At 51.5% G+C, this 25,187-nt stretch carries 25 protein-coding genes, 1 tRNA gene and 1 pseudogene; 3 read left to right on the top strand and 24 right to left on the bottom strand.

Going from position 1 to position 25,187, the window contains the following annotated elements:
• Positions 1-115: 115 nt before the first annotated feature.
• On the bottom strand, positions 116-622 hold the full coding sequence (mug, locus tag M989_RS03835) for a G/U mismatch-specific DNA glycosylase (RefSeq protein WP_064542257.1): 507 nt from the start codon (positions 620-622) through the stop codon (positions 116-118).
• 126 nt (positions 623-748) lie between these two features.
• Between mug and M989_RS03830 the strand changes: the two genes are divergently transcribed.
• A tRNA-Ile gene (locus M989_RS03830) sits at positions 749-824 on the top strand.
• Positions 825-1,142: 318 nt separating this feature from the next.
• On the opposite strand, the gene M989_RS03825 is transcribed toward M989_RS03830, so the two are convergent.
• From M989_RS03825 to M989_RS03740, 19 genes and pseudogenes are all read right to left on the bottom strand, one after another.
• Positions 1,143-1,787, bottom strand: coding sequence for a hypothetical protein (locus M989_RS03825; RefSeq protein ID WP_064542253.1), 645 nt, complete (start codon positions 1,785-1,787; stop codon positions 1,143-1,145).
• A 230-nt stretch (positions 1,788-2,017) separates the two neighbouring features.
• Positions 2,018-2,126: pseudogene (locus M989_RS26155) on the bottom strand (hypothetical protein); the annotation flags it as partial.
• A 90-nt stretch (positions 2,127-2,216) separates the two neighbouring features.
• Positions 2,217-2,816, bottom strand: coding sequence for a tail assembly protein (locus tag M989_RS03820; protein ID WP_064542250.1), 600 nt, complete (start codon positions 2,814-2,816; stop codon positions 2,217-2,219).
• A gap of 275 nt (positions 2,817-3,091) precedes the next feature.
• On the bottom strand, positions 3,092-3,475 hold the full coding sequence (locus tag M989_RS03815; protein ID WP_064542247.1) for a helix-turn-helix transcriptional regulator: 384 nt from the start codon (positions 3,473-3,475) through the stop codon (positions 3,092-3,094).
• Between the two features lie 10 nt (positions 3,476-3,485).
• Entirely contained in the window at positions 3,486-3,827 is a 342-nt protein-coding gene (locus tag M989_RS03810; RefSeq protein WP_064542244.1) for a head decoration protein, read from the bottom strand.
• Positions 3,828-3,836: 9 nt separating this feature from the next.
• Positions 3,837-4,877, bottom strand: a complete 1,041-nt coding sequence (locus tag M989_RS03805; RefSeq protein WP_064542241.1) for a major capsid protein — start codon at positions 4,875-4,877, stop codon at positions 3,837-3,839.
• Between the two features lie 305 nt (positions 4,878-5,182).
• Positions 5,183-5,506 (bottom strand): hypothetical protein, encoded by a 324-nt coding sequence (locus M989_RS03800; protein ID WP_064542238.1) that lies wholly within the window; start codon positions 5,504-5,506, stop codon positions 5,183-5,185.
• Positions 5,507-5,816: 310 nt separating this feature from the next.
• Positions 5,817-7,622: a DNA primase family protein gene (locus tag M989_RS03795; RefSeq protein ID WP_064542235.1), complete on the bottom strand. Its 1,806-nt coding sequence runs from the start codon at positions 7,620-7,622 to the stop codon at positions 5,817-5,819.
• A complete protein-coding gene (locus tag M989_RS03790) occupies positions 7,619-7,918 on the bottom strand; it encodes a DUF4222 domain-containing protein (protein ID WP_064542231.1) in 300 nt (99 codons plus the stop codon). Before M989_RS03790 ends, M989_RS03795 begins: the two co-directional genes overlap by 4 nt.
• A gap of 4 nt (positions 7,919-7,922) precedes the next feature.
• Positions 7,923-8,147 carry a hypothetical protein gene (locus tag M989_RS03785; RefSeq protein ID WP_064542228.1) on the bottom strand — a complete coding sequence of 75 codons (225 nt, stop codon included), beginning with the start codon at positions 8,145-8,147 and terminating at the stop codon, positions 7,923-7,925.
• The gene (locus M989_RS03780; RefSeq protein WP_064542227.1) at positions 8,140-8,391 is read right to left on the bottom strand and encodes a host cell division inhibitor Icd-like protein; all 252 of its coding nucleotides are present in this window, start codon (positions 8,389-8,391) and stop codon (positions 8,140-8,142) included. The genes M989_RS03785 and M989_RS03780 overlap by 8 nt, the downstream gene beginning before the upstream one ends.
• Positions 8,392-8,401: 10 nt before the next feature.
• Complete coding sequence (locus M989_RS26410; protein ID WP_157093509.1) at positions 8,402-9,241, bottom strand: hypothetical protein; 840 nt, start codon at positions 9,239-9,241, stop codon at positions 8,402-8,404.
• A 10-nt stretch (positions 9,242-9,251) separates the two neighbouring features.
• On the bottom strand, positions 9,252-9,458 hold the full coding sequence (locus M989_RS03770) for a helix-turn-helix domain-containing protein (protein WP_064542224.1): 207 nt from the start codon (positions 9,456-9,458) through the stop codon (positions 9,252-9,254).
• 147 nt (positions 9,459-9,605) lie between these two features.
• The gene (locus M989_RS03765; RefSeq protein WP_064542222.1) at positions 9,606-10,220 is read right to left on the bottom strand and encodes a hypothetical protein; all 615 of its coding nucleotides are present in this window, start codon (positions 10,218-10,220) and stop codon (positions 9,606-9,608) included.
• Positions 10,217-11,641 (bottom strand): integrase family protein, encoded by a 1,425-nt coding sequence (locus tag M989_RS03760; protein WP_064542218.1) that lies wholly within the window; start codon positions 11,639-11,641, stop codon positions 10,217-10,219. Before M989_RS03760 ends, M989_RS03765 begins: the two co-directional genes overlap by 4 nt.
• Positions 11,642-12,106: 465 nt before the next feature.
• Positions 12,107-14,065 (bottom strand): acyltransferase family protein, encoded by a 1,959-nt coding sequence (locus tag M989_RS03755; protein ID WP_064542214.1) that lies wholly within the window; start codon positions 14,063-14,065, stop codon positions 12,107-12,109.
• 247 nt (positions 14,066-14,312) lie between these two features.
• Complete coding sequence (locus tag M989_RS03750; RefSeq protein ID WP_064542200.1) at positions 14,313-14,612, bottom strand: DUF1889 family protein; 300 nt, start codon at positions 14,610-14,612, stop codon at positions 14,313-14,315.
• A gap of 180 nt (positions 14,613-14,792) precedes the next feature.
• Entirely contained in the window at positions 14,793-16,346 is a 1,554-nt protein-coding gene (locus M989_RS03745) for a peptide MFS transporter (RefSeq protein ID WP_064542197.1), read from the bottom strand.
• A 481-nt stretch (positions 16,347-16,827) separates the two neighbouring features.
• A complete protein-coding gene (locus M989_RS03740) occupies positions 16,828-17,592 on the bottom strand; it encodes a siderophore-interacting protein (RefSeq protein WP_064542194.1) in 765 nt (254 codons plus the stop codon).
• 235 nt (positions 17,593-17,827) lie between these two features.
• Here M989_RS03740 and M989_RS03735 point away from each other — a divergent pair, with 235 nt between their 5' ends.
• Positions 17,828-18,346, top strand: coding sequence for a PadR family transcriptional regulator (locus M989_RS03735; RefSeq protein WP_064542191.1), 519 nt, complete (start codon positions 17,828-17,830; stop codon positions 18,344-18,346).
• On the opposite strand, the gene M989_RS03730 is transcribed toward M989_RS03735, so the two are convergent.
• Complete coding sequence (locus tag M989_RS03730) at positions 18,343-19,863, bottom strand: methyl-accepting chemotaxis protein (RefSeq protein ID WP_064542189.1); 1,521 nt, start codon at positions 19,861-19,863, stop codon at positions 18,343-18,345. The two genes, M989_RS03735 and M989_RS03730, sit on opposite strands and share 4 nt — an antisense overlap.
• A 355-nt stretch (positions 19,864-20,218) precedes the next feature.
• Between M989_RS03730 and ygjG the strand changes: the two genes are divergently transcribed.
• Complete coding sequence (gene ygjG, locus M989_RS03725; RefSeq protein ID WP_064542185.1) at positions 20,219-21,610, top strand: putrescine aminotransferase; 1,392 nt, start codon at positions 20,219-20,221, stop codon at positions 21,608-21,610.
• Between the two features lie 35 nt (positions 21,611-21,645).
• Here the strand turns inward: ygjG and M989_RS03720 are convergent, their stop codons facing one another.
• The 3 genes from M989_RS03720 to M989_RS03710 are packed head-to-tail and all read right to left on the bottom strand — an operon-like array spanning position 21,646 to position 25,185.
• On the bottom strand, positions 21,646-22,560 hold the full coding sequence (locus M989_RS03720) for a DUF1861 family protein (protein ID WP_064542183.1): 915 nt from the start codon (positions 22,558-22,560) through the stop codon (positions 21,646-21,648).
• Complete coding sequence (locus tag M989_RS03715) at positions 22,560-23,618, bottom strand: glycoside hydrolase family 130 protein (RefSeq protein ID WP_064542180.1); 1,059 nt, start codon at positions 23,616-23,618, stop codon at positions 22,560-22,562. The genes M989_RS03720 and M989_RS03715 overlap by 1 nt, the downstream gene beginning before the upstream one ends.
• Positions 23,599-25,185: an alpha-glucosidase gene (locus M989_RS03710; protein ID WP_064542177.1), complete on the bottom strand. Its 1,587-nt coding sequence runs from the start codon at positions 25,183-25,185 to the stop codon at positions 23,599-23,601. The genes M989_RS03715 and M989_RS03710 overlap by 20 nt, the downstream gene beginning before the upstream one ends.
• Positions 25,186-25,187: the final 2 nt, after the last annotated feature.

Here is a 25,187-nt window from a genome sequence, read left to right as displayed (position 1 = left end):
TTGGGAGCTTTTTTTTGCCTGTTCCCCGCGCCGGAACGGTAGGCCGGATAAGGCGTTTACGCCGCCATCCGGCAATCTGCACGGGGTCTGCCGGATGGCGCTATGTTTATCCGGCCTACAGGCCTCGCGCCTTCAGCGCCACGTCCAGCTCCTGATACGCTTCCACCAGCTTATCCAACGTAATCCGGCTCAATCCACTCGGGTTCGGTAACACCCATACCTCTGTCTCACCAATCCTGTACGTCTGCTTTCCCCACGTCGCCCCGCGCTGCCCTAAACCGCGCTCAAAGGCTTGCTTGCCCAGTACCGCCAGCGCGGCAGGTTTATAGTGTTCAACCTTATCAATCAGCGCCTGGCCGCCGCTACGCAGCTCCTGCAACGTCACCTCCGTGGCCTGTACCGTCGGGCGCTCAACCAGCTTGGTCACGCCGCAGCGAAATGTCAGCATCTGCGCCGCCTCTTCCGGCTTCAGCTGGCGATCGGTAAACCCCGCCAGATGCAGCACCTTCCAGAAGCGATTTGCTGGATGGGCAAAAGGATAGCCCAGTGAAGACGACGACAGCCCCGGGTTAATACCACAAAACAATACCCGCAGCTCTGAATCGATAATGTCCTTAACCATAATATCCTCGACCTATACATCGTGAGACGAGTATAACGAATTGAAAATGCGTTGTTTATAAAAACAGCATGTGCGCGCTTAGCGCTGGATTGGCGGCCGTTGTTACATTATAATCGTCGGCTAATTGGCCCCTTAGCTCAGTGGTTAGAGCAGGCGACTCATAATCGCTTGGTCGTTGGTTCAAACCCAACAGGGGCCACCAAACAAAACAAGGACTTACGATAACAACGTGAGTCCTTTTGTTTTTCTAGGATACCTATAGGATACCGCAACAGAGTATAAGTAGGTATTAGCTTGGCTAGCAGCTATCAAAAAGGCTACTCTCTTTTGAGCGTATTTTTTTCTTCCACTTAGAGTCACCGCCACTCATACGCTGGCGATGCCTTTCTTTGGCGGCTGGCGTTGCAGAAAATCATTACTAATCTGCAATCTTTTCTACCCGTTAAACTCATGATCAATTGAGCTACAACAACGGGTGCACGATTAACCAGTTTTAGTAATTGATTTTTATCTTACGATATTATTGTCGCTGCGACTCATGGAGACAAAGAATATCATTCAAAAAAGGAAATTCAACCAAGCAAAAATCGTCAATTAGTTTACGTATATTTATATCGCCACTATCATGCTTGGCTATACATAAATAGTAAGGCTTATCTTCGTGTTTTGCATAAATTAGCCATTCACCTGTAATTCCCCCATCAGCAACTTTTCGCTCCCAATTACCACTAACAACCTCATCTACGATTTTAGCTATATCCTCTTGGCTCACATATCTTTCTTCACCTGACTCCTTAACCTCTTTTATCTTTTGGCTAAACCAAGGAATTCCATATTTATCGAGGGCATTTCGAATATTTATACTCATTACATTTAAACCATCTGCAAAATAATGCTTATGCCACAACCCCTTAAGTGGCTCTTTTTTAAATAGAGCACCCTCTTTTGTAATAGATTTCTTGAGACCTTCCATGCCTAAAATCTCGTCCACAACCTTTGCGGGGTTTAAAGTTCTTTCAAGTATAGTGAAGTGATACAACTGGAGAATTAGTAAAAGACTACATCTAGGTAGAATCTCCTCCGGTATACGTAGGAATCTTACAAACTCATTAAGCTCATCTGTTTTATCTTCATCATTAATAATTATTGAACTAATTTTATTCACTAACGACCCCCTCAATAGATTAAATCAAGTCACAAATACGTTTTTAACTCTAAATCTCATAAAAGTCATTAAGCTATGCCTTATGTTGCACGCTAGCAGTCCAAGCGAACTCTTCGTATTCAGTGGAGACGTACCGAGCAGCATCAGGAAAGCAACGGTTCTGGCCAGTGTTTCGGCTATCTAATACTGTTTCATAGGAAACCTTATATACCAGTAAATTCGGCAAGCCGCTACTTGTGGCTGTCGCTCATATCGAAAGCAAAATCCTCGTGCTCAGCCTGGAAGGTGACGAACGCCATCAGCGCGGGTACAGCCGGGGTTTATCTTGTTAGAGGATTTAACCTGTCATGACATTTCAGTTCATGTCCCTGCAGACGGGCCATTTCTGTAAGCACCGCCTCGATAGTTTCGTGTTTCATCATGCATTACTTACTGCTTATCTTCGACGTAGATACCCGCAGAAATAATCGCGCCACCAATTCTGCGTCGCCCATATCCCAGAGGGACAGGATTGCCCTGGGCTGTCGTGTTGGTCACGCCGCCAAAGGCGTAGGATGCCTTGTTATCCGCATCCTGTTTACTTGCTAATCCGGCTGGTTGCGGCGACAACATCTGAACGACACCACCTAACATCATTGCTGCACCAGCCTTATATCCAAATGCTGAAAATGGATTACCGGGTGCGAAATAACTCCCGACAGCTGAAGCCGCGATGATGACCGCACCTAGTATCGTCTGCAGTAAGCCAGCTCGTTTACTGCCGATGATGACAGGTACAATCCGAATTTCCCGACCACAGTTTGGGAATGCCAGATCATCTTCCCCAATATTCTGTTTTGCACGAAATATACTAAAGGTCAGCCCGCGGGATTTACTCGTATTGAGGTACTTTTCGAATCCGGGGATAGTTGCGCATAAAGCCCGAATAGCCTCCTGCGTCGTAGTAATCAAGCGTTGGTGTTCCCTACCAAATGTTTTAGCCAAAGAGCCGCTCAGCTTAATAGTCGTCATTACTTCAGTGTTCTGCATTCTGTGTTCCTACAGTAGAGTAAGTGGCCAACGCAGCCAGTTTCAGGAGAAAGGAAACGGTTATGCCATTTTTAGGCCAAAATGATGCTTTCCATTTCCTTTCTTTTTAGGGGGTGTTCTTATTAAAAACATACAGTTACAACGGAGAAGAACAGAAACGGCTAAAATAGAAAAATTCTCATAAATAGCGAGAATCTGCGAGGTCGCCGCCCCGTAGCAGGCCGAATTGCCCGAAAGGACCCGCGCCGATCCGCCGGGTCAATCGGGCCTCCCTGTCAGCCAATCAACGTGCTTTTCCCGCCGCGAGCCTGCTGGCGCACACGCTCGGCCTTAAGGCAAAGAGATGCATCAGGCTTAGCAGGTACAGGAACCTGGCAGGTTTCAGAGGTCCGGGGAATGTTATTGATCCATTCAATAACTTCACTCAGATACCACGCCTTGCGCCCTTCTGTGACCTGGACGCGTACGGGAAACTCTCCACGGGCTTCAAGATTCAGCAACGTACGGCGGCTCAGCGTAGTGAGCTCAATAACCTGATTCATATCCACCAGGCGCTCACTCACGTTCATCTTGTCTGCCAGTTCCAGCAGCGCCTTGGCCTCAGCATCAGGCCAGAGAGCGTCTGCCATAGCCATGAGGCTGTTATCTTTATCTTGCATTGCGGTCTCCTTACACCAGCGCCAGCGGCTGAACAGAAATACCAGAACCCACGAACGCGGCCACTTTTGCAGAAAGTGTGGTCACATCCTCCGGCCAATTGAGAGCATCAACATTCAGCACTCCAGTCTTGTAGACCTGGGCCTGTGTCTGGCTTGCTGTATCAACGGCAAAGCACGATACATAGACAGCCTGCCCTGTATGCGCTCCATCCCAGACCACCAGAGCCCCATTGGTCGCATCCTGCATCAGTGGGGTCAGCGCTGGAATAACGCCTTTCCCGCCCGCGAAGATACCCAGAGTTGACACCAGCGCCTCGGTACCGGCCACCAGCTCAGTGTAATGCGTCGTCATGATTGCTCCTTAGGCCACACGGACGGTGACAAAACGGTTGATACGAGCCGGGATTGGCTGCGGTGCGGAGTGGGTCTGAACATACTCAATGGCCGGGTCGCCCGGCACAATGTAGTTCTTTGGTGCCAGTTCCGCTTTGGTGATCCCCATACGGATAAGCTCAGGATCCTGAATGCCGCCGTAAGCCACAATGCCCTGTAGTGCCGTGTTACCCAGCACCATCAAATCAGGATCGAGGAAGTGTTTTTCTGTGCCATCTTCGTCGGTATAGCGACCGCTATAAACCACAATAGCAACGTCGCCCATATAGCCCTTAAAGCTCACAGAATCACCTAGATCTTTAAGCGCTGTTTCAAGCTGTGCATTGGAGCCGCGGCGCGTGTCGAGAACATCTTTAATCGCTTTGAAAGAACGATATTTTTTCCAGACGTTCCCGCCCATAATGATGATATTGGTTACGCCTTCACTCAGCTCTGAATAGGTTTCAATATCGTCATTTGGATCAAACGTCGTTTTATCTTTACCTGACCAGGCAGCACCACCAGCCTGAGTGATTATATTCTGGGATTTGATATTCCAGTCCAGCTCATAACGCTCGATCCCTTCCCCCTCAATAATATTTTTCCCGGTAGTGACAGCCTGAACAGCCAGCCATTCAATACGCGCACGAATAGCAATAGACTGTTTGAGGATGGACTGTTTTACCTTGATATTGCGGGTATCAAGCGTGCTGTATTGTTCAGGAGTAACACCCGCCGGACGAACCGCTAGCTTGTTAGGGTCAATGCTGCTCTTTGGTTTCATGTAGCCAGGACGGATAGACTTGGACTCATAGCCCTCATCACGCGCCACCTTACTGCCAACCATTGGCGAACAGAATGCCGCGATTGGAATATTTGGATCGTCGATAGTGTCCAGGATGATATCGCGGGTTTCGAACGTTACCGCACGGGTAAAGAATAAATCAGTGAACAGGGTTTTTAGTTGCTTCTGAATATCCTCAGCACTAACAACCCGAACCAACGCCGCAGATGGATATAAATCTGGCATATATTACCTCATTAAAATGAATACAAAGTTCATCACAGAAATAATGGTATCACTGAAAAACAAAGAATGATTGAATGCAACCATGTGCAATAGAGTGCAATAATGTATAAAGTTAATCCCCGGTGATATGGCCCACTAAATATCTGTTATCGTCCTCACTGTTATTTCCTCCAAATAACATCGTTCGTTAAAAATCCATGTTTTCCCAAGCGGGTCTGGTTGCAGCCCGCTTTTTTTTACTTTCCATTCAACACCGCCACGCCCTACCACCCTCATTACCCCAACGAAAGGCCCGGATGTTTAAATCAACTGCTGATGGATACAAGGCTTATTTTCACTGAAAGAAAAACACCTATGACGGCAGGATATAAAAGGAAAAACAGCAGTAATTTTTTTACCTTATGTCCTCCCGATACTTCATGAATTACCTGTCCAACACTGAAAATACACATAAAAAAACCTACTGTAGCTATCACGGCTGCAAGTAGCACCCCAAAGTACTCAACCCCAGTCTTTCTGGAAAGATTCGTAACAGCCGCGGCCATTGCCAGGCATTGAATTACCCCAAATGATAATGCCCCTGAACTGCCTTCCACGACTTTACCGAAATCTTTCATCAAATCTTTCATACTTTCCTCTTCACTCGCAGCTAAAGTTATAAAATTAAAATTTATGCCTCAGACTGTCTACCTGTCTACTTTTCAAAATTTATTTAATACATTCAGTGAATTAAGCGGTAGAGAGTTGTGTGTTTAAGTATCTACTACTGTCTACCAGACTCTCTACTTTGGTGTAAAAAACATACTAATAGTAGACACGGTAGACACTTTAAATAAGACTCTCTACCAAGTGTCTACTATGACAACCATATGTTATATATAGAAATATATTCACAAGTAGACACGGTAGACACTTCATCGTTAATTTTTAAACTCTACCCTATTCGTTATCAGGATTACCTGTTGCCGCTGGCAACCACCCATCGGCATCATCACCTAACAGCACATTCGAAATAGTGCGGCCTTTATCCGGCCCCCGGGTGCACTGCTTACGCTTGTATTCCTTACCGTACTCTGACATTGCGCCAGGCATATCCGTACCGAAGCGGGTCAACGACACGGGTCGCCCTAGTCCATGTGCAGACATATAAGCCAAATACGAGTGATACAGATAACGCCGCGGGCTAAACGGTACCATTTCAGCATTGCCAACAATCATGCCCTCACATTCAACCATCGCCATTAAATAACCGCAGAAGTCCACCAGCGAATCACCTTCACGCTTAATCGCCAGCGCTTCCTCTGACTTCTGCTGTTCGTGCAGTAAACGCCTGGCATCATCCTGATCCGCAAAACGTGTCAGCAGGTGGCGAATCACCACAGCCAGTTCACCCTCTATCTTCTCGGCCAACAGTGTGTCGCGTTCATTTTCTGGCACCACCTCGGTGAAGTTGAATATCACCCGCCGGCGCGAGATACCGCCGCTGCGGTCGCTGAACGTCATGGCGTTGTTATTGACGGCCAGCACGACAGCCTGTATCCGGGTTGAATACGGCGCTTTGTGTTTGGGGTCGATAGAAACCTTATCACCGCCGGTAATGGCCTTTATCCCGGCACCGTCGCCAGCGTAGCGGGTCATATCCGGCATGATGATCAGCGAGTAGCCAACCACCAGCGCCCTGTCTCTCGCATCCTCCAGCGCCTTCATACTGGCCGACACTGTATTGGCCTTGCCCGCCAGCATGGTGCAGATTTCCGCCATCACGCTCTTACCACTACCACCCGGCCCAGTAACCTCTAGGAATAACTGCCAGTCGTACCGGTTTGCCAGCACCATAAACAGAGCCGCCAACACACGATCTGTCTTGCGGTCATTGTTGGCCACGGAACGGCGTAGCCATTTCCAGAAGTTCGGCGCATGGCTGGCTAGTGTTTCCCCTTCGGCTGGTGGGCTGAAAGGCAGCTCACTGGCAATCAGCAGCCAATCGGTTTTGCTGTGCTTCCGGAATTGCCCCGTTCGGGTATCAAATACCCCATTGCTAAACCCAACCAAGTTTCGGGCTGTCACGCCCATCACCGGCAGGCTTAGTTTCATGGTTTCCACTGCTGATTTAATGGCATTCTGCGAATAGGCCACCTCAGCATCGATATAAATCTGTGCCATTTCACGCTGCAGCTCTTTATCCGGCAATGGGTTCCACACCACGCCGTTATAGTGATGAACCGTGTCAGAGTCGGCATGAATAGCCAGATCACCATCATAGTGGGCCAGTAACACCTCACCGCGCTGGCTGGCCCCCATCTGATTCAATGCTGGAGCCACACCACCATTGGCAGATTCGCGTTTTGTGACAGGAAGATCGACAACGACATTATCCGTACGGAGTCTTTCCAGATAATCGTGCCAGTCCTCTGGCTGTCGGTCGGGAATGCCCTTATATAGCTTGGCATCCTGCACTCCAGCCCGCGCCAGCTTCTCACCAATAGCGTTAATCAGTATCGGCTCGATGTCCCCGGCCAGATAGACACGGGCACTACGGCGCCCTTTGTCGATAATTTGCAGGTTATCCAGATCTGCCAGCTGCTTTGGCCCCAGATAGATAGGTGGCGTTGTATCTTCTGCAATTTTCTTACCCAGCCCTTCTTCCCATCCCTTAGCGTGGGCATAGGCATCAGCACCGGCAAAAATAACCGCCTCTGTGAATTTTTCCTTTGGCAGGTGTTTCAGATTAGGCGCGTTTTTCATTTTTGCAGCCTCTTTGCCGCGATCAACGCTCTCAGATTCTTGATTTTCTCTGCTGTATTATTGGCTATACACCACTCACTGAAAGACTGTCGTTTTACTGGCGTAAATTCACGGAGTAGCCTCCCCGGAGAGCAAGTGCATTCAGCATAATAACCCTGTCGTTTAAACGAAACACGAACGGGTGTTACCGTTTCAATAACGATCAGCTCACCCCGACGATCCTTGAAAATATCACCAGGAAGGATTTCAGGCTGAGTTTGGTCCGCGACAGCTAAGCCGCTATTTTTCTTTTTCATGGCATTAGTCCTTTTGGAGTGGCGTTAGGTCATAACCAGCGCGTTCAAGCATCTGCTCAAAGAGCTTAGGAGTACCGACAATTTCATCAGCCATTAATGGCCTAACCGATACCAACCCGTTTTGCGTATAAGCCATATACCGATTACCGGGATAGATGTGGTTCATAACCATCCCATCAGACCGACGAACCACATCAAAAATTTCCAAATCTTGTGGCTGGCTATGCATGTCGCACCTCCAGACCAGCAATATTCAACTCAAATATCCCGTTGGCATATTGATATAGCGGGCACTCAGAGCGGATCTTCGCAGCGAAAACAAGATTCCAACCAGGGAACGCGCCACGGGCATTTTCTTCCGTATCCGCATTAAAACGGACAACTACCGGACAAACGTCCGCATGACGTTTCGGGGTTGCCAGGAACAACCATGTAAATTTGGGGTGAGTTTGGGTATGCTGTTGATCAGCCATAACTGTTACCTCAACTAACGGTTTGGTTAGACGCCCTGTATGTGTTGCGAGCACTACGGGGCGTTGTTTTTATAGACTCACACATGTTATTGTATATGCCTATTTGAGTTAACCATAAACCAATAGGCATATACATGTCAATATCTCGAGATAAACAACCTAAGGGTGGCGGCAAGTCACCAATGCTACCAATCCGCATTCCTGCTGAACTACGCAAACAATTTGATGAGCTAGCGCAAGCTGAAAACACCAGTACCAGTAACTGGCTAAAGGAGTTAGGTAGAGCGGAGTTACGGAGACGTGGTATTGAGCCAAAAAATTGAATCACGCTTATAATATTGAGATAATTAGCAATGAAAAAATTCAGAACCATCTTTTTCAAGATACTTGGTGCAAAAACATCACTAATCCTATTAATTGTATTCTGCGGTGCAAGTTTTTTATTTGGGCAATATCTTAATGACATGAATTTATTTGCAAGCTCTGGAGCGATCATTTCAGTATTCGGATTACTGTATACAATAAAATTCACAACTTTAAAAAAACTATCTAACCGCGAAGCTGAAATTAACTCACGTAGTGGGGTTACAGGTCCTCCGCTAAGTCCTGAAGAATCTAAGAGAATGAGAGAAGAAAATATTTCAAAAGCTCGCATTGAAGTACGAGAAGAAATAAAAGCAGAGGTCATCGGTGTCGGTTTAACAATATTTGGCACATTTGTTTGGGCATATGGAGGATACATAAAAATCATTGAGCCTATCTCATTATGGATGCATAAGATGTTATAAATAGAAATGAACATCTTAGATAAATAGCGGCCCGGCATGGCCGCCTTTGTTTTATATGCCATATCCAGCCCCTTAAACCGTCTGCGTTCTGCGGGTGGAATCCAGATAAGCATCCAGATCAGACTTGAAGTAAATGACCTTCCGACCGACCTTGTGAAAGGGAATTTTTACCTTGCCAGTATGCGCCCAGTTCGCCAACGTCTGGGGATTCACGCCAAGATGAGCTGCGGCCTCATTACGAGTGAGTCTTTTAGAATAATTCGATTCAACCAAATGCATAAGTAGCTCCGTGTAGTATTGGTTAACAACGAAGCCAATCTAAGATATTGATTTCAAGTCAATAAGGTGAGAAGTAACTATTCGGGACGACGAGCAGGTATTGGGGAGGGGAAGTTACTACCCCCCCTGCTGTTTTCTGATACTGCTCTACGTATAGGGGTTCGGGACGACCAAATCAGACATTATGTATTTCTTTGGCTTAGGCGGTAATAACTTTTCTTTTTTTATCCAGCTATCCACCGTTCCTTCATCCACTCTCCCCTCATAACGATTCATCAACTTTGCTATCATTTTCTTTTTAGATAAAGCAGGGTTTTTCTCCCAGGTGGCTTTGATAATTGCCACAATTTCATCATGCAAATGATGTCGGTGTCCTGAGGCTGCGTCACTTCTATTTTTTTTGACCGCACCGTCAATAATGTGATTCATATAAACATCTGATAACGTCACACATCGCCCAACTCTGTCTGCCAAAGCGCCTAACTCCTTGGCTAGATCTGTATATCCAAGAACTGTTAGTACGTTCACAGCTTTAACCAACACATTTTCATCATCCGATAACGGCCTGTTTTTCTCTACCATTTGCATTTCGGTGAGGCTATTCGCTATCCATTTCTTTTCTTTAATAGTTTTCCCAGCTATTTCTTTTTCAATACGATTCACATGCTCATCAGCGTTTTCCGAAGAGTAACTTTTTACCAATTGCTGAAAGGCATACATTCTTGCCACATGCTCGGCATCCACTCGTTTTAAATAACTCATTTCTTAACCTGCATATGATTTTGGCTTAGTATTTCAAAAAGCATCTTACGCTTCTCTTCATCAGTCAAATTGCCTAACGCAGACAATAATTGTGCATCAATGGCTTTCTTGCTTTCCACAAACCCAGCATGTTCCAGGATGGCCCGTTCAATTCGGGTAGCTGGCTCGAGTAGTTCATCAGCACCAAAATGAAGATAGCCCTGAGTAACATCTGCACTTCGCATCGTTCGGTGGTTCATTAGTCGCTTGAGAATATAGCTACCAACGCCCACCAGCTCGGCAACCGTACCGAAAGTACGCCGGGCATCATGCCATTTGAAAGGAATAGGCTGGAGCATATCAGGATTTGGGTAAGGAACCGTGGCGGCACTGATACGCTCAATAACATGACGATATTCTTTAATGATTCCTTTAGCGCCAGGAAACACTAAAACCTCGCTCCCGGTTTTCATTTTCAGCCGGCGACGAAACAAATTCAGAAGAGTTTCAGTGATTGGCAGCTCGAGCGGATCGCCGTTCTTGGTAGTGTCTATCCAGAAATAGCGACCGCCAATATTCACCCGATCCCAAGATAACTCGAATATTTCAGATTTACGTAGCCCGGTGAACATCGACATTTCTACAGCATCACATATTGCTGCAGCTACATCGTCCCGTCCCTCTTCGGCCTTATGACGAACCACATCGACGGCATTTAACCAACGAGCAAAATCATGGGTACGGATGCGCTCTGTCTTTCTGACCGTGCCATGCCACTGACGTTTAGTGCTGAGCACCAGTGTTGGCGGGTCAGGTAACAGCGTTATCCCTTCTTCATCACGATAATGATCATGTGCGAAACGATAAACGGCGCGTAAAGCTCTGGCCCACAGGTCAGCCTGGGCTTTGCTGCCGCTTCCTACCCCAGCCCGAAGCGTTTCTTTATCAGCGCCAAACCAGACTGAACCATCAGTTACTGCTTTGTGACGATGCTCAACACGTTCACGTGAAATAGTAGCGAGGGACTGTTTCATCCAGTCGCCGGAGTAATTTTGCAAGATAGCGCGATATTGCTTTTCGGTTGTGGGTTTCAGGCGGTGGCCACGGTTCTTAATATAGGCATCCAGCGCATCGGCAAGCGTGACAGAAGCCTTCTCATTGACACGTTTTTCCACATTAGGATTTCTCCCGGTGGTCGCTACGTCGCCCAGCATTTCGAGTGCCTTTGCCCTGGCATTATCAATAGTAAGATCCGGGAAACGGCCCAGCGTGGCGCGGATGAATTTTCCGTTTCTCTTACGTGAGATACAGAAGCTTTTCACACCACTGGTGCCAATACGGATGCGCAGGCCATTAACAATGGTATCGCCGTACTCAACCTGTCCACGTTCGGCTGGTGGGAGGTTTTCGAGCTTTGTTTTCGTAAATTTGAATGTTTCCACAAACACTCCATACCAAGCGATCGGGGTATCCTGCAAATCGCTTGTTTTGCTCTAGGATACCTATAGGATACCGCAAAGGAGTATTTTAGAGTATTTCTGGTTATTTATACAGTGGTTTTAAATTTATTAAGTTACTGAAAATTATAGATAAGTATTTTCAGGTAAGAAGTTGCATTCTAACTCATAATCGCTTGGTCGTTGGTTCAAACCCAACAGGGGCCACCAAATTTAAGCAGCAAATACATACAGTTAGGCCACTCTCGCGAGTGGCCTTTTTGTTGTCTCGTTTTCGAGTGGCAATAGAATGGCGGTGGTTTTTTACCGCCATTTTGCTGAGGGCATAAAAACCCGCACGCGGCGGACAGTTAGCGAAAATGTATCAATGAGGCCGCCCTAAAAGACCGGCAAAGAAAAAGAGGCCAATGATGATTCATCGGCCTCTTTTTTATAATCTCAGCACGCGCCTTAACGCGCAATCATCGGCATCACCACGCTTTTCAGCACTTTATCCGCACCGTATCGCGTCAGATGCTGTGGGTCTTTGTAGTAAATATGCGCACTCTCCGCAAAACGGCAGCTCGCCGTGTCACACAACGCGTCTTTCAGGCTGGCGAATTCAGCATTTAGCTTCGTCGACACTTTACCGATCAGCGCCGCGCTGGCATCAGGCTCAACGCTATCGTGCCCCACCACCTCGCACATTCCGGCGCTCTGCGGGTTCGCATAGGCAAACGCCCGGCTAAAGCAGCGCATCACGCGTTTGGGTGGGGAAAAACTCATCATCGGCACATCGCCCAACACAATGACCCGCTTACCCATATTCTGCAAACGCGTGATGGTCTCGGTTAGCCCCTGTTGCAGCGCCTGAGCTGGGCCTAATGACGGCGTCGTTTCAGACTGCCAGGGGGCTTTTCCCGCCATCAAACCGGACTGCCAGAACCCCGTAAGAATCACCGTCGATATCTGTTTATCCTGCGCCAGATAGTTGTCGACATCGAGCTTGAATGCCCGACACTGCGCGTCATGCAGCGGCCAGCCGTCGGCAAGGCGATACACGCCGAACAGAGGCGCACAGGATGATTTCGCGAAAATGACCGGCGTCAGATGACGGTCGTGCGCCAGTTGACGAAACGCCGCGGCCAGCGCCCCGGCATGGCTATCGCCAATCAGCGCAATTTTCTCCTGCGCCTCGCCACCGGTGCAGCGCGGGGTTCCGGTCAGCAGAATATTGCCGTATGAGGTCATGCAACTATCTTCCGCCTCTTCTATCTCCGACTGCATCCGGGCAAAGTCCTCAGGCCAACGGGCGGGAAAACCGTTTTGCAGCCAGGTGGTGGCAAAGACCAGCGTCAGCAGCCCCATCGCCATCCCGTAGCGCCAGAATACGCGGGATGGCGGCAGCTGCGCCGCCCGAAAAGGTTTCTCGATGAGGTAGTAGCTTATCGTCGCCAACAGGAAAGAAAGCGCAATCAGCAATACGCGCATCCCGTTCCCCGGCTCCGCTTCACACAGATAGTGATAAAGGCTGATAACCGGCCAATGCCACAGGTAGAGTGAATAGGATATGAGCCCAATAAAACGCAGCGGTTTCAAGGTCAACACACGGCGGTTGATAAGCGCCGTTTGCCCGTCCAGCAGCAACACGGCCCCCATCACCACCGGCAGCGCCCCCAGCCCAGGGAAAGAGGTCTGCGCGTCGTAAAAAAGCGCACACCAGGCAATGAGTAAAACACCCACGGCAGATTTCAGGTTATCAACCTTTGTCGAGAATGCCGCGGGAAAGTGGGTATGGGCCATTCCCAGTAGCGCCCCGGCAAACAGCTCCCAGGCGCGAAACGGTGTCAAAAACCATGCGCTATGCGGAATCTGCAGGGTTCCGGCGGCGGCAATGGCAAAACAGAGCAGCGTGACGCTGCCCATCAGTAAAAAAGAGAGTTTTTTATCAAAACGCGTCAAAACAAGAATCAGCAGCGGCGCGAGAAAATAGAACTGTTCTTCCACGCCCAATGACCAGGTCATCAATAAAGGATTATGCTCGGCGCTGGGGCTGAAATAGTCGATGGAATTCCAGAGCGTAACGTTAGATACCGACAGCAGCGTCGCCGCGGCATCGCGGCCTAATTTCCTGAAATCGGCGGGCGTCGAGATAAAAAACATCACCAGCCAGACCGCAATCACGACGGCAATCAGCGCGGGAAGAATTCGCTTTATGCGGCGAACATAAAACTGCCCCCACGAGAAATGGCCCGCAAGCTTACTTTGATAAATATGGCCGCCAATCAGATATCCTGAAATGACAAAGAAAACATCGACGCCCACAAATCCACCGGGGAATCCCAGCCCAAAGTGAAAGAGCACCACAAGAAGTACGGCGAGCGCGCGCAGCCCATCGATATCGGCACGATATTTAACGGTTGAGTTCATATTTATCTCTGGATGCAGGGGAGTAAAATCTAAAAGCATCATTCATATGATGATGTTTTTAATTACATTTTTATTGAATTCGGTCTTTCTTAGCGGAATTATAAAAGCGGGAAGATGATGGCTCAAGGCAGGCCAACGGTTTTCAGATTAATTGCAACCAGGCCGAAATCGCTTATTGAGAGAAAATATGTAGATAAACAACAGACTTTGCGCTCCCACCGTCAAAGCGAGAGCGCCGACTTAGGGTTTATACCAGCGCACGAAGCTCTTCGCGCATATAATCGGAGAAGTATTCCGGGTTTTTAATCAGCATGTGTTCACCGGAGTTAACCTTGTCGGCCCAGCCAGCAACCTTCTGAGTGAATCCGGCATTCCAGCCTTCGCGGTCACCGCGCGCCGTAATGTCGGCCGCACTCGCGGGTACGCCCAGCTCTTTCAAATATTTCAGAATTCCCTTCGCTGTACTTTCGTCCATAGACTGTGGCACCGGCTCAGACGTATTCATACCACCAATAAAATCCAACGCTTTATCAATGACTGCTGGCATATTCTTGTCCTTAAATTAACCACGTAGTAAACAAGTCTATACTATGGACTGGAATCGAGCGGGATTTCAAAGAAACCGCTCACGTTCTTGCATTTTTTCGTGAGCTGTCACTCTTTTGGCCGCCGTTTGCGCAAAAAAAAGCCGGTGCATCGGCACCGGCTGGTTATGTTGTAACGGCTATCAGGCGTTGGCCGTCGGGTTCTGCTCCGCGCTGGATTTGCTGTTTTCCAGCATCCGGCGTACCGGAACAATCAGCACGCACAATACGGCCGCACAGATCAGCAGCGCGATAGAACAGCGGGCGAACAGATCCGGCAGCATATCCAACTGGTCGGCCTTCACGTGGCCGCCAATCAGGCCAGCGGCCAGGTTACCCAACGCGCTGGCACAGAACCACAGCCCCATCATCTGGCCGCGCATTCTTTCCGGCGCCAGCAGCGTCATGGTCGCCAGCCCAATCGGGCTCAGACACAGCTCGCCGAGCGTCAGCATCAGAATGCTCCCCACCAGCCACATTGGCGAAACGCCCGCGCCGCCGTTGCTCAGCACGTTCTGCGCCGCCATCATCATCAGGCCAAAGCCTGCTGCCGCGCACAGAATACCGGTCACGAACTTGGTGATACTGCCCGGGCGCACGTTCTTACGCGCCAGCGCAGGCCACGCCCAGCTAAAGACCGGAGCGAGCAGGATAATAAACAGGGCGTTAATTGACTGGAACCACACCGCCGGGATCTCAAAATCACCGATCATGCGGTTGGTGTAGTCGTTGGCGAACAGGTTGAAGGAAGTGGGTTTCTGCTCAAAGGCGGACCAGAAGAACGCGGCGGAAACCAGCAGAATAAAGCACACCAGCAGGCGCGCGCGTTCTTTACGGCTCAGGCCCGCAAAGGCAAACAGATAAATAAAGTACAGCGCTACCGATGCCGCAATCACGTACACCAACACGCTCGCCACGGCCACCGGGTTAATCACGATCACGCCCTGAGCAATCAGGGTGATAATCACCGCGACGCCCACCGCCAGCGCCAGCAGCCACGCGCCAACGCCGTTCTTTTTCACCACCGGGCTGTTCCAGGTGGAGTCCAGCCCTACTTCGCTGTCGTAGCGCTTCATCGCCGGTACGGCGAACACGCGGAAGATAACCAGCGCGACCAGCATCCCGATACCACCGATACCAAAGCCCCAGTGCCAGCCGTGTGATTTAATCAGCCAGCCGGAAATCAGCGGCGCGATAAACGACCCCATGTTGATACCCATATAAAACAGGGAGAAGCCGCCATCGCGACGGGCATCGCCTTTTTTATACAGTGTGCCGACCATCACCGAAATACAGGTTTTAAACAGACCCGACCCCAGTACGATAAACATCAGGCCGATAAAGAACAGGTTGTCGCCCAGAAACGCAGACAGCGCGATAGACAGGTGCCCCAACGCAATCAGAATGGAACCGTACCACACCGCTTTTTGCTGGCCGAGCCAGTTATCCGCCAGCCAACCGCCCGGCAGCGCAGCCAGGTACATGGTGCCCGCGAAGATACCAACAATCGCCGACGCGTTTTCACGCGCTAATCCCATACCGCCGTCATAGACGGTAGCGGCCATAAACAGGATCAGTAACGGGCGAATGCCGTAAAACGAGAAGCGCTCCCACATTTCGGTAAAGAACAGCGACCCCAACGGATAAGGGTGACCGAAAAAGGTTCGGCTTTCGTTTTTATTAACAGTGGAATGCATAGTTTCTCCAGAGAAGGTGCGTCGTAACGCAGGTAAATCGTGTAAGCAGGTTAACCATTTTCTAATTTTGTCGACTTTTTACATTCGACTCTGAGTTTTTAACCATTTGATAACCATAAGATGGTCGTGTCTAGTCCCTTCACCGCTATTTTTAGATGAAAACTCGACAAACATCTAGTTTTATAGATTTTGTATTGGCAAAAGCCATAAGGTGATTGACATCACAACATCATACAGATATTCGTAAATTAACCATTAAAAACAATAAATTATAAAAATAAAACAACAGATAACTCACGCCAGAAAGACGCAAAATAAAAGTATAAAAAGTAGGGAAAAGACGTCCTTCAGACGATTGTTTACGGCAAGCGGCAATAAACATGGCCGAGGCGTAGCGGCGGCGGGGAGAAAAGAGATAATGGCGCAGACAAGCGCCACAGGAAGTCATCCTGGCCGCAGGAGAAACTGCGGCGGAATCACGTTATTTGGCGTGCCAGTAGGCGCTGGAACGGACCAGCTGCGGGTCAATGGCATCGGTCACAAATCCATCGGTCAGGTTTTTAACCACCTTCCCTTCACCGGTCAGCCAGATAAAGTAATCGGACGGCGGCACCGTGAGCTGCGCCAGACGCGCGGCAACGGCGGCGGCGTCATACTCGCTAACACATTCAATATTGAACTCATCAAAACCGGCCAGATAGGCTTTATCCGCCACGTCACGCACCATCACCAGCGCGGTAACCTGCGGACGCTGCGCCAGCGTGCGTAACGCCTCCAGGCGACGACGTAGCGCCGGCATACCGGTTTCATCGCAGACATAAAGCTGCCAGGCATAATCTTCCGGTACCACCAGCGAACCGCGCGGACCACCGATCGTCAGCGTATCACCCGCTTTAGCCTCCATCGCCCATTGGCTTGCAACACCGCCATCGTGAATGAAGAAGTCATAGGCCAGCTCATGGCGTTCAGCATTATACAGCGGGGTATAGTCACGCGATTGTGGACGGACACCCTCAGCCCAGACGATACCGTCATCGGTTACCGTTGGCGGCGTGATTTTGCTCCCTGCTTGTGGGAAGAATAATTTGGTGTGATCGTCAAATCCACGCGAACTAAAGCCTTCCAGCGCCTCGCCGCCCAGCACTACGCGCTGAAAAGCCTCGCCGATGCGCTCAACGCGCAGTACGGTCAGTTCACGAAAACGAAGTTCATTGCGCACGCGCTGTGGGTACTTTTTCTCTTTCATTGAGCGTCTCTCTGGCAAATAGATATATCTAAACATTTTGCAAATGATAATGATTGCCAATTAAGAAGAAAGCAAGCAATTTTTATGATATAGGTAAAAATGAGCAATAAAAATGACAACACCAAATTAAACCAATTAAAATCAACAGCATACAAAAAACAATCACTTCCATATTGATAAAGACATAGATTTAGATATAAATTAGATATATCTAAATATTGGTAAGGCGTGAACAATGAGCTCTCTTTCTGATACCGAACATCGCGGACGTGGTCATCATGGCGGACGCCGTCAGCGTTTCTTTGGCCACGGCGAATTGCGTCTGGTGCTCCTCAACATTCTGAAAGACAACGCCAGCCACGGTTATGAATTGATTAAAGCCGTTGAAGCTCTGACGCTGGGGAACTACACCCCAAGCCCCGGAGTGATCTACCCGTCGCTTGATCTGCTCCAGGACCAGGGCCTGATTACGGTTCAGGAAGAGGACGGTGGGCGCAAAAAAATCGCTATCACCGTCGACGGCGCACGCACGCTGGAAGAGAACCGGGAGCAGTTGGAACAGATCCAGGCGCGGATAAAGGCCAGAATGGTAGGGCATGAGCTGCGCAAAAATCCGCAGATGAAACGGGCGATCGATAACTTTAAGGCCGTGCTGGACCTGAAGGTCAACCAGGGGGAAGTCAACGACGCGCAGCTGAAACAGATTATTGGCGTTATCGACCGCGCGGCGCTGGAGATCTCACAGCTGGATTAATGCAGTACGGTGACGGCATCCTGAAGCCGGCTGGCGCGGCGCTTGACCATCGCCGACACGTTGGCGCTTTCCGCCACCAGCCCGGCATTCATCTGGGTGATCTCATCGAGTTTTGCCACGGCCCGAGTGACATCAGACAGCCCGGTAGCCTGTTCAGACGTCGATTGGCTAATCTGCGCAATCAACTCAGTGACATTCTGTACCTGCGAGACAATGTCATCCATCGTGCGCCCCGCGGCGTGCACCTGCTCAGAACCGGATCGCACCTTGCTGGCGCTGGCCTCAATCAACTGGCGAATTTCATTCGCCGCCGTCGCGCTTCGACTGGCTAAATGGCGCACCTCTCCCGCCACCACCGCAAACCCTTTCCCCTGTTCGCCCGCCCTCGCCGCCTCAACCGCCGCATTCAGCGCCAGAATATTGGTCTGGAAGGCAATATCGTTAATCAATGTGGTAATCGAGCCAATGCGCTGTGTGCTGTCGGCAATCTCTTCCATCGTCTGCACAACCCGGTGCATTGCCTGACCTCCCTGCGATGCCGCACCGCTGGCGGCCAGCGACAGCTTGTCGGCCTCGGCGGCGGTTTGGGAATTATTCTGTACGGAAACCGCCATCTGACTCATGGTAGCGACGGTTTGCTGGACGTTGACCACCGTTTCCTGGGTGCGCAGGTTCAGCTCTTCGTTACCGCACGCCAGCACATCGCTGCCGTCGCTAACGCTGTTTACCTGGCTTGAGACATCGTTAATCAGCCAACGGCACATCAGGCCCAACTGGCCGACGGAGCGCAGCATCAATCCCAGCTCATCACCGCGTTTTAAATGCTCTACGCTGTTGCGCTCGCCGGTCGCCACGCTCAACGCCTGACGGGCGACGTTCTCAATAGGGCGAATAATCTGCCACTCCAGCACTGCGGTGGCCAGCAACACGATCAGCGCTGATGCCAGTACTGCCGTCGTGGGTGCCCCCAGCGTCAGCAGACTTGCGGCCAGCAGCAGGTAACATCCCAGCGTGACGCTACGCATACGCCAGCGCAGCGGTATGGTCGCCAGTTTGCCCCACCATCGCTTGCTGACGACAAGACCTTTATGCAGGCGCTTGTTGCTGCGATTTTCCCGCAGCGCCTGATATAGCGGCTCGACGGCGGCAATCTCTTCAGCCGAAGCCATCGTGCGGATAGACATATAGCCTATCGTTTTGCCATTACGCACCTGCGGGATGGCGTTTGCGCGCACCCAGTAATGGCCGCCAGTTTTAGGCTGGTTTTTGACGATCCCGCTCCACGGTTCTCCCTGCTTGAGCGTACGCCACATATCAGCAAACGCCGCTTTTGGCATATCGGGATGACGCACCAGATTGTGCGGTTTGCCAAGCATCTCTTCGCGGCCATAGCCGCTCACTTTCACAAAGGCATCATTAACATGGGTGATGTAGCTATCGAGGTCGGTGGTGGACATCAGCGTAGTACGCTCGTCCAGCGATGATGTGGACGGGTTTGGGTCGGACAGGGTAGACATACAGACATCCTTTTCAGGTGCAGAAAGAAAATGTATTACAATTGTTATATCGGAGGGATTTTAATTAACCTTAATTGTTAATTTTGCGTTAGATCGCAAAATGGACAAAAGCCCTACTTTTTTTATGCCACGCCCGGCTGCGCGATGGTGGCGCAAAACCTGCCCCATCCTGGCGCAACCTGCCCTCTTGCGCTTCTCCCCTCAACCCCATCCCTGAGCCGCTGGACGATTAAATATTGTACACAACCGGTTTCTCCTGGCATTTATCCCGATTTTCTGCGTTGCCACTGAAGTGGCGTAATCCCTGCAATACTTAATTCAGTATCGTGTGATACGTGACCCCCAGGAGCACATTTTGAACAGGTTACCTTCCAGCGCCTCGGCTTTGGCCTGCAGCGCGCACGCACTGAATCTCATTGAAAAGCGAACGCTTGACCATGAGGAGATGAAAGCACTTAACCAGGAGGTCAGGGAATACTTTAAAGAGCATGTGAATCCCGGGTTTTTAGAGTATCGAAAATCTGTAACTGCCGGTGGGGATTACGGAGCCGTAGAGTGGCAGGCGGGAGGGTTAAATACGCTTGTCGACACCCAGGGTCAGGAGTTTCTGGATTGCCTGGGCGGTTTTGGTATTTTCAACGTGGGGCACCGTAATCCAGTGGTGGTTTCCGCCGTACAGAATCAGCTCGCCAAACAACCCCTTCACAGCCAGGAATTACTTGATCCTCTGCGCGCCATGCTTGCCAAAACGCTGGCCGCACTGGCGCCGGGCAAGCTGAAATACAGCTTCTTTAGCAACAGCGGAACCGAGTCGGTGGAAGCGGCGCTGAAGCTGGCGAAAGCGTATCAATCATCGCGCGGCAAATTTACCTTTATCGCCACCAGCGGGGCCTTCCACGGTAAATCGCTTGGTGCGCTGTCCGCAACCGCGAAATCGACCTTCCGTAAGCCGTTTATGCCGCTGCTGCCGGGCTTCCGCCACGTGCCGTTCGGCAATATCGACGCCATGCGCACGATGCTGAGCGAGTGCCAGAAAACCGGCGACGATGTGGCGGCTGTGATCCTCGAACCGATTCAGGGTGAAGGCGGTGTGATTCTGCCTCCGCAGGGCTACCTGCCCGCCGTGCGTAAGCTGTGCGATGAGTTCGGCGCGCTGCTGATCTTCGACGAAGTGCAAACCGGCATGGGCCGCACCGGCAAAATGTTCGCCTGCGAGCATGAAAACGTGCAGCCGGACATTTTGTGTCTGGCGAAAGCGCTGGGCGGCGGCGTGATGCCGATTGGCGCGACGATTGCCACCGAAGAGGTGTTTTCGGTGCTGTTTGACAACCCGTTCCTGCACACCACCACTTTTGGCGGCAACCCGCTGGCCTGTGCAGCGGCGCTGGCCACCATCAACGTCTTGCTGACCGAGAATCTGCCCGCTCAGGCGGAGCAGAAAGGCGATATGTTGCTGGACGGCTTCCGCTGTATGGCGCGCGAATATCCGGATCTGGTCCGCGAAGCGCGCGGCAGAGGTATGCTGATGGCTATCGAGTTTGTCGATAACGAAATTGGCTATAGCTTTGCCAGCGAAATGTTCCGCCAGCACGTGCTGGTGGCCGGCACGCTGAACAACGCGAAAACCATCCGCATCGAACCGCCGTTAACGCTGACGATGGAACAGTGCGATCAGGTGCTGAAAGCCGCGCGTAAAGCACTGGCAGCCCTGCGCGTTAGCCAGAATCAGGTGGCAACCGAGCAGTAAACTCACGCCCCCTACGGTTTCGTGGGGGGGCGTTCTTACGCTTCTTCGGTAAACGGATCCGCGATATCCAGCCACTGCACTTCGCAATCACTGGTGCCGCAAAACAACCGCCTACCGCTTTTACCTGCCAGAAGCCCGGCGGGAAAAACGACATCCTGTAAATCGCTACGTTTGCTCTCTCCAGCGAGAAAATCCTCCCGGCAGGCGATGATCGCCATCGGGCTGCTGATACCGCGCTGATAGTCGAAAAGAAAACGAGCAGCATGATAGTGCCGGTTTCCAAACTCATCGAACCGCGCGACGTGCGCCAGCACTCCTACCAGCCCCGGAGAGAGCACACACGCTTCGTTCACGCCACACCAGTACTGCTCCTCCACATGGGAGAGCAGCGTGGCGCTGGCGATCGACTCCTCGTTGAGATCGGCAAGCCGGGAAACGATCGTCCAGCCGATGGTGCCGTGTCCGCCGGGTTCCCCCTGTGGACGGGTAAACACGAGGATACGCTTATCGGGTAGCTCGACCAGACGAATATCCTTCATTCCCCATGGACCGGTCGTCAGGGGACGCAGCGCGGAAACCGACGGCCCGGCAAAAAATTGCGTACGCCAGCGAACCGCTCCCCTTTTCGTTGAGAAGTCGACTTCAACGCCGCCAAACAACAGCTGCCCGCTAACCTGGCTGACGAACGGATCCTGTAGCGCGAAATCCGGCATTCCGTCCAGCAGTTCAGCGTGGCAGTCGCCATCCCAAAGGAAAAAACGCACCCGGGAATCTTCGCTATCGCGCCTCTCAACGCGGGCGGCAATACACCACCGTCCTTCATCCATAAAGGGTGCGGTTGGGTTGTAAACGTCCAGCCCGTCGACGCCGCGGAAGATGATTTTTCCACGGCTGCCATTTTGCGGCCGCGAGCGATAACGCTGATAAAGCGCCTCAACGTCGTCGCGCATTACACCAGCCCCAGATGCTGCCAGAGCTGATCCATCGGCAGCGTCGCCAGAGCGGTACACTCATCCGCCGCGCCGTACCAGACGTGCAGCACGTCATCACGCACCAGCGCGCCGCAGGTAAAGACCACGTTGCCAAAGAAGCCTTCGCGTTCGTACTGCGCCGTCGGCTCCAGCAGCGGTACCGGCGATTTGGCGAGAATTTTCAGCGGATCGTGGAGATCGAGCAGCAGCGCGCCCAGACAGTAGCGCTGATCGGCATCGACGCCGTGGTAGATCTCCAGCCAGCCGCGATCGGTTTTGATCAATGGCGCGCCTCCGCCGGATTTACGCGAATCCCATTCATCGCCCGATCGGCCCAGCAGATGGCGATGGTTACCCCAGTGCAGCATATCAGGAGACTCGCAGATCCAGATCTCCGGGTGGCCAAAGTGGCAAGGCGCGGGTCGGGTTAGCGCCATATAGCGACCGCCGACCTTTTCCGGGAAGAAGCAGACATCGCGATTATCCGGACACAGGATCAGCCCCTGTTTTTCTACCGTGACAAAGTCGCGAGTGGTCGCCAGCGCGGTGGTGATCCCCAACGACGAAACGGCGGAGTAGTTGATATAAAAGAGATCGTCGATCCGGGTGATACGCGCATCTTCGCAACCGAACTCTTCATAGCGGCTATCGGCGATGATAAAGGGCTGTGAATCGATGGTGTAATGCACGCCGTCCTTGCTGCGTGCCAGGCGCAGATGGGACATCGAGGTCAGCCAGACCTGCGCGGGATCGCTTTTTAGCACGATGGTACGCGGATCGCTAAAATCAAAACGCTCATCGTCACGGTCGAAGGTTTTCGTGGCTTGTTGCCAGCCGCTTTCCTGCTGTTGCAGCAGCGGCACGACGATCTGTCGCGGGTTATCGTTAATCACGCTTTCCGCCACGCGCAGCAGCAGCACGATCTCGCCGTTGCACTCGGTCACGCCGGTATTGAACACGCACTCTACTTTGCGCCCCGGCAATGAGGGCGACACGTCTTTTGGGGTGATTAGCGGGTTACTGCGGTGTCTGTTCATGAACGCTCCTTTTCATCAGAATTTGATTTTTGCCCAGCCATTGGGCGTCTTCGCCATACAGAACGTCGGCGGAAATATCCCGCCAGGGGTTCAGCACCGGCGAGCCAAAGTTAATCGCGATCCAGACGCGCTCGGTGACCGTCTCGCGTATAAACCACACGCATTCATTTGTCAGCGATAACGAGCTACCGTCGCCCTCGCGCAGCGCGGACGTCGCGGAACGAAGCGCGATAAGGGTTTGGTACTGTCGCCAAAGGGACCCTGGCGTGCTCTGTTGATATTGCGCATTAAGCTGACGGTAGTCCGCGCAAACGGGCATCCAGGGCGAGACGGGCGAAAAGCCTGCGTTCGCCGCATCGGTCCACAGCAGCGGCGCCCGCGAAGCATCACGGGAATGCGCAATCGCCAGCGCCAGCGCCTCGCTTTCATCGGCGCCCTTCCGTAACGCCGTTTGATAATGGGTCTTGCCCTGAATGTCGAAGACCTGCGCCACGGTCTGCGGGCAATAGCTCGGCATCCCCAACTCTTCGCCCTGATAAATAAACGGCACGCCGCGAACGGTCAGTTGCAGAGCCAGCACCGCCAGCGCGCGCTCGGTATCGCACGGGCTCTCGCCGAAACGGCTAATCATGCGTGGCATATCGTGACTGGAGAAAAACAGCGTTGGCAGGCCTGACTGCCGCGCCTGGGTGGCGTTAATCGCCTGGCTCAGGCGCGCAATATCGAAGCGTTTCTGGCTGCCGATATTGAAATTAAACACCACATCCATCAGCTCAGGGCTCTGATAACGCGCCAGAATATCCAGCTCTTCGCTGCCGATTTCGCCAATCAGAAACGCCTCACCCTGCTGGCGCACGTAGCGACACAGCCGGTTTAGCGTGGCGATAATGCCCGGCTGGTTGATATCAAACTCATGGCGCTGCTCGCCGTTCTCTTGCGGGTTGTCCGGGCCAATACCGTTGGTGGTCAGAAAGTTGATCACGTCAAAGCGGAAGCCATCGACGCCCAGCGCCTTCCAGAAATCAACCACCCGGTAGATCTCCTGCTCCACCTCGGGGTTAGCCCAGTTGAGATCGACCTGCTCGGGGGCAAATTTGTGATAGTAGTACTCGCCGGTATCCGGCTCTGCACTCCAGGCGCTGCCGGAGAAAAACGACTGCCAGTTGTTCGGCTGACGGCTAAACAGGAAATAGTCCCGGTAGCGGCTGGCGGGATTATTCCAGGCGTCGCGAAACCAGGAGTGCGCCGAGGAGACGTGGTTCACCACCAGGTCAATAATCACCCGGATGCCGCACGCATGACAGCGCTCAACCACCTCGCGAAAGTCTTCCAGCGTGCCAAAACGCGCGTCAACGGCGCAGTAGTCACTGATGTCATAGCCGTTATCCACCAGCGGCGACGGGTAAAACGGCGTTATCCAGATAGCGCCGACGCCCAGTTCATGCAGATAGTCCACCTTCGATAGCAGACCGGGAAAATCGCCCAGCCCATCGCCGTTGCCATCGCAAAACGAAGGCAGATAAATTTGGTAGCAGGTGCATACCTGCCACCAGGGTTGGTTGCTCACCG

This window comes from Kluyvera georgiana ATCC 51603 (assembly GCF_001654985.1).
Lineage (GTDB): Bacteria > Pseudomonadota > Gammaproteobacteria > Enterobacterales > Enterobacteriaceae > Kluyvera > Kluyvera georgiana.
The sequence above is the reverse complement of the archived record's forward strand: the minus strand, read 5'-3'. Positions and strand labels throughout refer to the sequence as shown.